Source organism: Pseudanabaena sp. 'Roaring Creek' (assembly GCF_001402795.1).
Lineage (GTDB): Bacteria > Cyanobacteriota > Cyanobacteriia > Pseudanabaenales > Pseudanabaenaceae > Pseudanabaena.
In genome coordinates this window covers 1-10,775 of record NZ_LIRE01000706.1, presented here as the reverse complement: position 1 = coordinate 10,775, position 10,775 = coordinate 1, and the positions used below count along the sequence as shown (strand labels likewise).

Here is a 10,775-nt window from a genome sequence, read left to right as displayed (position 1 = left end):
TATAGTTGTTTTAAATAACTTGTAGACGGGCTTCGACTTCGCTCAGCCCTCGGTGTAAGCTAGCTGAGCGAAGTCGAAGCTGTAGTTTTTATTTGAATTATCTATAAAACCCCAAATAGTGTTGCCGCGCGGAGCGCGGCAACACTATTTGAGGTTTTATGTTATTTTGCTTTTGCTGCTAAACGATGTTGGATTTCCAAATAAACCAGTAAGGCATTCACATCCGCAGGATTAACCCCACCAATACGACTGGCTTGACCGATAGTCATCGGGCGAATCTTGCTCAGTTTTTCCCGCGACTCCTTGGACAATGTCGCGATCGCATTGTAGTCAATATCCTTTGGCAAAGCGCGATCGCTATGTTTGGCAACTTCCTCAATTTGATGCTCTTGTCGTTGAATATAGCCCACATACTTCACTTCAATTTCGGCGGCGAGACGTTCAAAGCGATTTAAATGAGGATCGGCTAACCCATAGTGAATTAGTTCCGCATAATTAAATTTAGGACGACGCAACAGGTCGGCAAGCGTTATGGCTCCGCGAATCATTTCCCCTGTCTCGGCGGTGATTCTCTGCCCAAGTTCTTCCTTTTCCTTAACGCGAGTTCCATTTAGGCGTTCCACTTCGGCATGAACGCGATCTTGTTTGTCGCAGAAAAGTTGCCAACGGCGATCGTCTACTAGACCGATCTCGCGACCGATGGGGGTGAGGCGGCGATCGGCATTGTCCGAGCGCAATATCAAGCGATATTCGGAGCGACTGGTCAGCATTCGATAGGGTTCGCGTAACTCCTTCGTACAAAGATCGTCGATCAGCGTACCAATGTAACTACTGGATCTTGGCAATACGACCATTTCTCTTTTTTGGGCAAAGAGAGCCGCATTCATACCCGCAATTAAACCCTGCGCTGCTGCCTCTTCATAGCCTGTAGTTCCATTGATCTGTCCCGCACAAAATAGCCCTTCAATCAGCTTTGTCATCAGGGTCGGATAGCACTGTGTCGCAGGAATATAGTCGTATTCCACGGCATAGGCGGCTCGAAGCATATGGCAATTTTCGAGCCCAGGCAGCGTTCGCAACATTTGCAACTGAATGTTCTCGGGCATTCCCGTGGAAAAGCCTTGAATGTAGAGTTCGGGAATATCCCGACCTTCGGGTTCAATAAAAATCTGATGGCTATCTTTATCAGCAAAGCGTACGATTTTATCTTCAATACTGGGACAATAACGAGGACCTTTGGCATCAATGAAGCCACCATAAACGGGGGTAAGATGCAGGTTCTCGCGAATAATTCGATGGGTTTCGGCGGTAGTGCGAGTCAAGTAACAGTTCATCTGCTCCCGCTCCACCCATGCCGAAGGATCGAAACTAAACCAGTTCTGCTCCGTATCCGATGGTTGAACTTCCATTTGGCTGTAGTCCACACTACGGCGATCGACCCTTGCGGGCGTTCCCGTTTTTAAGCGATCGGTGACAAAGCCCAAAGCATTGAGCGTTTCCGTAAGCCCTGCGACCGCAAATTCTCCCGCACGCCCCGCAGACATGGAGCGATTGCCCACCCAGATTTTGCCATTGAGAAAAGTGCCCGTAGTTAAGATGACGGCTTTACAGGCATAACCCACCCCAAATTGAGTTTCTACGCCGATAATTCCTTGGTTACTATCGAGCAACACGTTAATTACAGTTCCCTCCCGTACGGAGAGATTTGGCTCGTTTTCAACCACGGTTTTCATTTCGGCGGCATATTCGCGTTTGTCGGTTTGCGCTCTGAGCGCCCAAACTGCGGGTCCGCGCGAACTATTCAGAATCCTTTTTTGGAGATAGGTGCGGTCAGTAATTTTGCCAATTTCCCCGCCAAGGGCATCGACTTCATGGACGAGTTGGGATTTGGCGGGACCGCCAACGGCAGGGTTGCAAGGTTGCCATGCAATGCGATCGAGGTTGAGGGTAAGGAGCAAGGTTTTGCAACCCATTCTTGCCGAGGCGAGGGCTGCTTCACAGCCTGCATGACCTGCACCGACAACGATCGCTTCAAACTCATCAAGAAATTGCACTTGATTGGCTGAATTTATTAAATTACCCTTCATCTCGCTCATTGTCTGACAGACCCGACCAACAAAGTCCTATTCTAATCTAAAAAGCAAAGGTGACGCATCGCCCCCCCTTTTACTTTTCGATACCATATAGCTGTCGCCAAGTCTAATAGGACATAAACCCCAAGAATTGATTGGCGGCGCTTCGCGCCGCCAATCAATTCTTGGGGTTTGATTTGTCCTCAGTCAAGTGACTGTGGCTATAAAACAAACTTGTAGAGCTAAATAGGTAAGGATGGGCGGCGCTTCGCGCCGCCCATCCTTAGAATGACCAGCAAACTTATTCCTCAAACTGCCAGCGATCTTTAGAGGCATCTTCATCAAAGAATCGCTTGGGACGCAAGGTTAAGGTCACCTTACCTAGGAGTTCGACCTCGGGTGGCGAATCAAACCAAGCAAACTTGAGATTGCCATCTTCGCCAGCGATCGCAAAATAGCTGTTTTCATCCCATTCCCGTTGAGCGCGATCGACCAGTACTAAAATATCTTCGGCGCGATCGCGCAAGGCACTCAAGACCTCTTGATTAATCGAGGTCTTTAAAGTATCGGTGTTACAAGCCACAATCACTCCATCTTCGGCTTGATGTACCACAAACCATCCAGGGAGAGTCGCCCAAGCCTCTGCACCCTCACCTCGGACAATGCCAAAGGGCGCTAACTCGCTCACTTGCGGAACTGACCGAAACTTTTCTAACGTTAATGGCAGATAGCCTGCAACGGGAAGAATGCGAGGGATATTATCTTCACCGTCATAACGGAAGTTGGGTAAGTTAGGAGCTTTCTTTTTCGATGGATTTGCCATATCCATGAGTAATCTCTCGATCGCCACCCTTGCCTTTTCGCTATGGGCAAAGCGTAACCCCCTCGCGATCAATCTCGTCCGCTCCTGCGGATCGATTTTACCCTGCGCCGCCTTGAGGACTTGCAACACGACGGCATCCCCTGGATGTCGCGTAAATCCCTCTGGCAAATTGGCAACGCTTGAAGCTTCTTTGAGAGCCTTGACAACATCCTTAGCTTCTAAAACATCGAGGTTCTTTTCTAGGGCAAAGGTTGCCATGGTCACGCGTTCGCTTTGGCTGAGTACGCGCAACTCATTCAAAATATCGCTACCCTTTTGCTCGAAATGTGCCAATACAATAGCGGCGGCATTTCCTGCTTGGAGACTGGCATAGACCTGAGAAGCCACGACTATCTGGTTCTGTTGGATCGGCTCAAAACCCGTATTTTCAAAAATTGCGAGGGAATTCTCTCCCATTTTTTGCAACATTTGACAAGCGATTCCCCACTGTACCCAAGTCCCTTCCTTATGGCGCAAGAGTTTGAAAAGTCCTTCAGAGTCAGTAGGAATTGTGGGTACTGGGATTGGCATAGTTGTAATACAAAGTTAAATGAGCGAGATCTCTCTATCTTCATATCATCTCACTTTAGAGCGTGTTTGAGAAGTTGCGCTTTAGCCCCATAGCGTTGCCATTTTGGGAATCTCAAAACTGGGGTTGGGGTTTAATTCACAAAAGTGTTGTCACACTTTTGTGAGTTGGTATAGGGCACTTGCGGATTAGAAATTTCCCACTAAGTTACATATAGCTACCGCTAACTGTATCAGGACATAACCCCCAAGATCGTGCTGTCGCGCTCCGCGCGACAACACGATCTTGGGGGTTAATTTTGTCCTAACAAGACTGGCGGTATAGCTACCGCCAGTCTTGTTAGGACAAAAATTAAACCCAGAAGAGTGTTGCGGCGCTTCGCGCCGCAACACTCTTCTGGGTTTTATGTCTTAACTTATTTGGCTATAGCTATACTTTAATTAATAGCAAATCCCTAAGCGGCGACTTGCTTAGCACTATTTTTATGTTCGCGCATGGAGTTCACAAAACGCTCGAAGAGATAATCGGCATCGTGGGGGCCAGGGCTAGCTTCGGGGTGATATTGCACCGAGAAGATTGGTAGGGTTTTATGTTCTAAACCAGCGACGGTACGATCGTTGAGATTGATGTGGGTTAGCATCGCCGCAGACTCGTCAAAGGAATTATCTGTGAGGGCAAAGCCATGATTTTGGCTGGTGATCTCGACGCGGCGATCGGCATTTTCGGCTTGGTTTTGAGCGGGTTGATTGAGTCCGCGATGACCGAATTTGAGCTTGAAGGTATCACCACCCATCGATAAGCCTAAAATCTGATGCCCTAAGCAAATACCAAACATGGGTTTGTCTGCGGATAATAGGGCTTTTGCCGTTTCAATGCCTTGCATGACAGCGGCGGGATCGCCAGGTCCGTTAGAGAGGAAAATGCCATCGGGATTGTACGAGAGGATCTTTTCGGGAGTAGTATCCGCAGGGACGACGATCACGCGACAACCATAGCTGGCAAGACGACGCAAAATATTGCGCTTCACGCCAAAGTCGATCGCTACTACAGTTAATCCTTCCCCTGTCAGCTGAGATGGTTCGATAAATTCCCACTCAGGCAGGGTTTTTTCTGCCCATTCATAGATTTTGGTGGTGGAAGCTTCTTGGGCTAGGTTTTGCCCCTGCATGGAGGGGGCAGCCTTGACTTGGGCTAGCAAAACTTCGGGGTCGAGGATTTCCGTAGAGATACCGCCATTCATTGCGCCGAGCGATCGCAATTTGCGGGTTAAGGCGCGAGTATCAATACCTGCAATGCCAACGACATTATGAGCCTTGAGGTAATCGGGTAATGACTGACGCGATCGCCAATTGCTGGGAACTGCCGTAATGTTACGAGCGATGATGCCACCTACCTGTGGGCGATCGGATTCATCATCTTCGGGATTTATGCCCGTATTACCAAGTTCGGGACAGGTGAAAGTAACAATTTGACCTCGGTAGCTGGGATCGGTCATGACCTCTTGATAGCCTGTCATTCCAGTATTAAATACTACTTCGCCGATCGCGGTTCCAGATGCGCCGAAGGCATAGCCACGGTAACAAGTACCATCTGCCAAGACCAAAATTGCTGCTTGCTTTGTTGCCATATCTTCAAATACTCGTTCGTTGCTGTCCATTATCAGATACTTATTTTGGACAATAGCGATCATTCTAAACGTTATCTAGGTCACAAGAGTGGATTTTAGTTGGTTTGCTGCTGAATATTTAGGTCTAAAATCTACACTCCCCAAAAATTTTCACTACGCCAAAATTCGTTAAACTTAATGACGTTTAAGACACTTTTGGCAAATCGGTAAGTTCTTCATTCAATAATTTTTCAATATAAGACTCTAAATGAACCAGTTTTACAACACTTAATCGATGAAGTTTTTCTAAAATCTCCATCTCTTTTTGCCATTGCTCTGTGGAGGTGACTTGAGATTCATCGACTTCAACTGTCACATTTGGGACATTAAATCCTTCGAGGCTATAGCCATATTGCTGTTGCTCAGTTGCAACATATTGTTCTACAACAGTCGCGACTGAACCACGTTTCAGGTTATGGGTCGGGATATCATGTAATAAAACGACTTCAGAGAATAAAGGATATTTAGGCTTCATAATAATTCCTCCTGATCGCTAGAACGTTTAGGAACTAATGTAACAAATTTTGTTTGCTGATTTGTAATCATCCAAATGGTAGTAACTTCAAGCTTTCTGAAGAAACTGTGATTTGTCATCTTTGGGCAGAAGCACCAACAGATATTTGGTGAGTTTTTCTTCGGCGATCGCAGTATCAACAGAAAGTAACATCGTTATATTTAGCCTCCTATCAAATACTTATTTTGAACACTAAGTAGCTAGGCATAAGTAAACTTAAAACCAGAGAGCATACCGCCCGCGCAGCGGGCGGTATGCTCTCTGGTTTTGTTCTTTAATTATGCCTAACTACTTAGTAACCATTCCAAACGTTATCTAGGTCACAAGATAAAAAAAGAAGGCTCGCTAAGTGAGCCTTCTTTTTTTTGATTAGCTAAGTACTTCAGCGATTTCAATTACCTGCCCATCGGGATCTTTAACCAAGAAGTTGAGGGGTTTTTCGCTACGGACTTTATGTTTGACACCTTTGATTTGGATCTGGAGCAGGAGTTGTTCGACACAGTCGCGATTAAAGCAAATATGTCTGCCGCGATCGTTATCTGTAGCATTTGCTCCAGGAACGATATGCAACTGCACATTTTTCTTGAGTTGATACCACGCGCCTTCCATATCTGCGGAATATTTGGATTTAGCAGTTCGGGCGGTAGCAGGAATATAAATCGGATCAGCAGGTGCGCCCATGCCGTATTCATAGCCGTAGTAATAATGTAGCGGCACATCGGCGATCGGCAGTTTTAACTCGCCTTCATAAAAATATCGCGCTTGATCGAGGTTAGAAACCATGATCGTATGTACTTTTGGTGCGCTGGTGAGGAACATCCACATGGCAACGGCGTATGCACCAAGCAGCATAACCATGATGCCTTGAGTAGAAAACAGTGACTCCATCGTAAAGCAACTACATATTAAGAGACTTAGCTTTTTAGTTTAACGCAACTATCATAGGTTTAAGTCACAAACTACACGATCTGACAACTTACCTTGTGTCTACAGAGATGGGCAGTGCTTCGCGCTGACTATCTCTCTCATTTATCGTAGGGAATATCGGATGGTTTTTTGCCTACAGTGGCGGTAAAGCTTGGAAAGTTTATGAGGTCGTCTGTAAATTTTTCGTCTAGGGTCAGGGCATATTTGCGATCAGACAATAAAACTACGGGGATATGCTCTCGATCTTCCTCATTAGAAACTAAACGCCTTTTTACTTTATTCGTAAAATACTTTTGCTTAAATTCTTTGATCTGTTCGTTACTAATTCGATTTAACCGACCTTGCTGAGTTAACAGATTAATAATCACAGCAATATTATTGCCCGATGCTGCATGTCCCATTGTTCTGTAATATTCGGCTATCAGTTTTTGTGAAACAACTAAGTGAGCGTTATTTTTATGCTTCTTGGGATCAGAATTAAATTCTATTAGCCATTTAATAAGTTGCTTATACTCAGGATCGAGAGGATTAGAGAAGTTTTTTGCTATATTGTTGTCGATAAAGATGTCTTTTCTAGTCATTAGAAATTTTTAAAGGTTAAATCTATCAAGCATTAAGAGCGATGTCTATCGTATCAATCATATATGTCTCAAAGAATCCTTTGGGAGCATTTAAAATTTGTCCGTCTTTTGTAAATTCAATCCGATGGGCGATGCTGCCATTTTTAATCGAATTTTCAAAATAATATACTGCTACATCTTCAGGCTGAATTTCTCCTTTAACAATTAGCAATCTCATCCTATTTAGCAAATACTCACTATGAGTTTCAACAATATAGTTTTTATTTCTCTCTTTAAGTTGCTTTACTAAGTAGTTACCTAAGTTAGCTTGAACTGATGGATGTAAATGTATTTCTGGCTGAGACATTATCAATGTTGAATCATCTGACAACTGTAAATCAGCAACAATAATCGGCAAGAACTGGCTAATTCCAAATCCGACATCTGCTAAAGATTCCCACTTGCTTTTGCTTTTTACTTTAACCCTTATGTCAAATCTTCCACCAGATAATTTATGAGGTTTAACATCATAAATTATATTTAAATCTTTAAGAATAGAAATTAAATCATATAGTTCTTCTGATTGATTATCTCCCCAGTCCAATATTTGATATATATAACCACCGCCAAATTTATCAACTTTATTGCTTGATAATGATTGATAATAAGTTCTCTCAGGCTGAGATCTAAATGCACTAATAAAATTAAAATCATGAATTAAATATTTATTTAAACTATCAGAAACTTCACTTACTTCATCAAAGTAGTTGGAGATCTCAAATTCATGCCAAATGCTTTCCTTGCCAATATTATTAATATTAGAATATCTTATTCCATTTTGTCTTTTATAATCGATAACATACGACGAATCGATGTCACTCTTTTTTATTTCTCCTATTGTTGGAATATTTAAATAGTTAAACTTAGGAGAATTGCTTATTTTATCAAAATACCAAAATGTTTTAAATTCATAATTATTCTTTTGAAAAGACAAGCTTAAGTCAATCATTAAGATATTCTTTGAATTGTGATTAAATGAGACCTCTTCAAATCCTCCCATATTTACATAATTACCATTAAATGACAAATACAATGGGAAAGAGTTTCCGTATAAATTCAGGCTTTGTAATGGTGATAATATTCCATATATTAAAGAGCTTTTGCCACTACTATTCTCGCCTGTAAGCAAAGTTATTTTTGAGAAGGAAACATCTACTTCTTTAAAGCATTTAAAGTTTTTTAGAGCTAATCGATGAATTTGCATAGTTGTTTTTCTGAAAAGACTATTTTGAGATATTAGTTTTGTTTGTATTTGCGATCGCTTTAACAACTAAGCAAAAGACAAATACATAGTTAAAATTAAACGTAGGATGGGTTAGCGATCGCGTAACGCATCACCTTTACCTAACTGATGCGTTACGTTACACTAACGCATCCTACGAATAATTAAGCCTTCCTAAATTAGTTATTTTTAAAACATTATCACAGCTTTAAAAATCGCCGTAGTCAACTTGTAGACAAGTTAAGCCTAGATCCCGCCAAACTCTGACGACCTGATCGCGATCGTCTAGGAGACAAAAGCAGCATTGTGCTTACAGCCATTTGAGGGATTAAGGAGGACATCTATTGAGTGAGTTGTAAACATAGCGAGAGCAAACACTAGCCTGTGTTACCTAAAGCCTCAATAGACTGTAACAGCTTTGATATTTACCAAAAACTTTCTGATGATACGGATTTTGGCAATCTTTTCCGTCAGGTCACGTTTAATAATTTTCACAAATATCGAAGCGATCAACGAGATCGAAATATTGAATAATTTGCCCATAACGCTATTTTTGACTATCAAATATAGCCAAAGATGGGTGGCGGCGCAAAGTGCCACCCATCGTTAGGAATGGAGAAAATTTAGCAAATAAACTTTCGTGTTTTATTTAGGTCTTAACTGTGCTGACGACTGCTATAAAATATAACCATGCAAGTTCGTCAGAGTGTCACCTATAGCAGCATTGATTCTAAATCTCTGCACGATTGGATTGTTAAAGCGATCGCTAAGGCGCAGATCGAGGGATCGCCGATTTTATTTAGTTACTCCCAGATCTGGGAGTGCGCGAACCCTCTATTGTTGTTGGCAAGTAAGGCTGAGGTGCAACAGCCAAAGTTCTATTGGGAACAACCTCACGCCAATCTGATCTTAGCGGCAGCGGGGTCGGTCGCAGAAGTATCCGTTCCCAATGATGATATAAGCGATCGCTTTGATTGTGCCAAAAAATTTATCAAAACCCATTTAGCCAATGCGATCCTTGCCCAAGATCCCAATCTGGAATTAGTCCAATCGGAAATGTCCATACATATAGTGGGAGCCTTTTCGTTTTATCACAAGGGTAGTAATTCTGAAAGTTGGTTGGATTTAGCACAAGCCAATAACTACCCACAGGACTCTTTGCCAGAGACAGAGTTTCCCACCCTACTTTTTTTTATTCCCCGTTGGATGGTACGCCATAAGGAGCGCACTTGTACCTTAACTCTAAATCATTACATTCAGCCTTGGGATCGCGCCGATGAGGTACTCGAACGGATAGAGAATATGCGATCGTATTTACAGGAAAGTTCCCATTACGAAGCACCGACAGTTCATGAAGTGAGCAAAATCGTCGAGGTACAGGGGCAACAGATTTGGACGGAGATTGTCGAACGAGCTTTAACTTTGATTCATCAAGGGCATTTTGAAAAGGTCGTCTTGGCTAGGGCATTGGATGTGTTGGCCGATCGGAATTTCGATCCTTTTCAAGTGCTGCATGTCTTGCGCTGTGAATATCCCGAATGCATTTCCTTTTTGTTGGATTATGGATTGGGCAAAACATTTTTGGGCGCAACTCCTGAAGTAGTATTGCAATTTAAGTCCTACGGCGATCGCTTTTGGTTGCGGAGCGATGCTTTAGCAGGTTCGATCGAGCGGGGTAAGACGGTATCTGAAGATCGAAGGTTGGGCGAGAATCTCCTCAATAGTGAAAAGGATATGCGCGAACACCAATTTGTGATTCGTTCGATTTGCGATCGCTTACAAAGCATGGGCGCAGCGATCGATCCCCAAGTTAATACGGGCTTGCTCAAGCTCTCGAATGTACAGCATTTGCACACGCCGATCACTGCCCAAATCAATGATTCGGACTGGCTAATTGCCCTCGATATTTTGCAACAGTTGCACCCGACAGCGGCTGTCGGCGGCGAACCAAGGGATCGCGCAGTTTGCTTTATGCAGCAATGGGAAGCCTGCGATCGCGGTTGGTATGCAGCTCCGATCGGTTGGCTAAATGGCAATGGAGAAGGTACTTTTGGCGTGGGAATTCGAGCGGGATATATTCAAGGCGATCGGGCGAGGATTTTTGCTGGTGCGGGGATTGTCGCAAATTCGCAGGTGGAGAACGAGCAAAGTGAAACTACGATCAAGTTTGCCGCCTTATTAAAAGCATTAGGAGCAATGTAAATTATATTTTATCTGGCTTCGACTGCGCTCAGACTTCTTTGGCTGAGCGCAGTCGAAGCCACAGGTACTTTAATTAAGTAGCTAGGCATAATTAATTACAAACTAAAACCCGTAAAGTTTAGCCTCGTAGGGGCGTAACTTTACGGGTTTTGGTAATTTAT

At 43.5% G+C, this 10,775-nt stretch carries 9 protein-coding genes; 1 reads left to right on the top strand and 8 read right to left on the bottom strand.

The features are described from left to right. Positions 1–161: 161 nt before the first annotated feature. From mnmG to AC805_RS20365, 8 genes are all read right to left on the bottom strand, one after another. Positions 162–2,096, bottom strand: coding sequence for a tRNA uridine-5-carboxymethylaminomethyl(34) synthesis enzyme MnmG (gene mnmG / locus AC805_RS20400; protein ID WP_055077106.1), 1,935 nt, complete (start codon positions 2,094–2,096; stop codon positions 162–164). Between the two features lie 277 nt (positions 2,097–2,373). Then, complete coding sequence (locus AC805_RS20395) at positions 2,374–3,465, bottom strand: RuBisCO accumulation factor 1 (protein WP_055077105.1); 1,092 nt, start codon at positions 3,463–3,465, stop codon at positions 2,374–2,376. A 452-nt stretch (positions 3,466–3,917) separates the two neighbouring features. Continuing rightward, positions 3,918–5,120: a glutamine-hydrolyzing carbamoyl-phosphate synthase small subunit gene (carA, locus tag AC805_RS20390; protein WP_082429584.1), complete on the bottom strand. Its 1,203-nt coding sequence runs from the start codon at positions 5,118–5,120 to the stop codon at positions 3,918–3,920. Positions 5,121–5,274: 154 nt separating this feature from the next. Continuing rightward, entirely contained in the window at positions 5,275–5,604 is a 330-nt protein-coding gene (locus tag AC805_RS20385; protein ID WP_055077104.1) for a DUF4926 domain-containing protein, read from the bottom strand. A gap of 408 nt (positions 5,605–6,012) precedes the next feature. After that, positions 6,013–6,531, bottom strand: a complete 519-nt coding sequence (locus tag AC805_RS20380) for a glyoxalase-like domain protein (protein WP_055077103.1) — start codon at positions 6,529–6,531, stop codon at positions 6,013–6,015. Positions 6,532–6,668: 137 nt separating this feature from the next. Continuing rightward, the gene (locus tag AC805_RS20375) at positions 6,669–7,151 is read right to left on the bottom strand and encodes a hypothetical protein (protein WP_055077102.1); all 483 of its coding nucleotides are present in this window, start codon (positions 7,149–7,151) and stop codon (positions 6,669–6,671) included. A 25-nt stretch (positions 7,152–7,176) separates the two neighbouring features. Next, positions 7,177–8,394: a DUF3696 domain-containing protein gene (locus AC805_RS20370; protein WP_055077101.1), complete on the bottom strand. Its 1,218-nt coding sequence runs from the start codon at positions 8,392–8,394 to the stop codon at positions 7,177–7,179. 417 nt (positions 8,395–8,811) lie between these two features. Further along, positions 8,812–8,955 (bottom strand): hypothetical protein, encoded by a 144-nt coding sequence (locus tag AC805_RS20365; RefSeq protein WP_156341502.1) that lies wholly within the window; start codon positions 8,953–8,955, stop codon positions 8,812–8,814. Between the two features lie 147 nt (positions 8,956–9,102). On the opposite strand from AC805_RS20365, the gene AC805_RS20360 reads away from it, so the two are divergent. After that, positions 9,103–10,614, top strand: coding sequence for an isochorismate synthase MenF (locus tag AC805_RS20360; protein ID WP_055077099.1), 1,512 nt, complete (start codon positions 9,103–9,105; stop codon positions 10,612–10,614). Positions 10,615–10,775 lie beyond the last annotated feature (161 nt).

Bases quoted from the DNA above. Each gene is read 5' to 3' on its own strand.
- AC805_RS20385 (WP_055077104.1), bottom strand. From the start codon at position 5,604: ATGAAGCCTAAATATCCTTTATTCTCTGAAGTCGTTTTATTACATGAT.
- AC805_RS20380 (WP_055077103.1), bottom strand. From the start codon at position 6,531: ATGGAGTCACTGTTTTCTACTCAAGGCATCATGGTTATGCTGCTTGGT.
- carA (WP_082429584.1), bottom strand. From the start codon at position 5,120: ATGGACAGCAACGAACGAGTATTTGAAGATATGGCAACAAAGCAAGCA.
- AC805_RS20375 (WP_055077102.1), bottom strand. From the start codon at position 7,151: ATGACTAGAAAAGACATCTTTATCGACAACAATATAGCAAAAAACTTC.
- AC805_RS20360 (WP_055077099.1), top strand. From the start codon at position 9,103: ATGCAAGTTCGTCAGAGTGTCACCTATAGCAGCATTGATTCTAAATCT.
- AC805_RS20365 (WP_156341502.1), bottom strand. From the start codon at position 8,955: ATGGGCAAATTATTCAATATTTCGATCTCGTTGATCGCTTCGATATTT.
- AC805_RS20370 (WP_055077101.1), bottom strand. From the start codon at position 8,394: ATGCAAATTCATCGATTAGCTCTAAAAAACTTTAAATGCTTTAAAGAA.
- mnmG (WP_055077106.1), bottom strand. From the start codon at position 2,096: ATGAGCGAGATGAAGGGTAATTTAATAAATTCAGCCAATCAAGTGCAA.
- AC805_RS20395 (WP_055077105.1), bottom strand. From the start codon at position 3,465: ATGCCAATCCCAGTACCCACAATTCCTACTGACTCTGAAGGACTTTTC.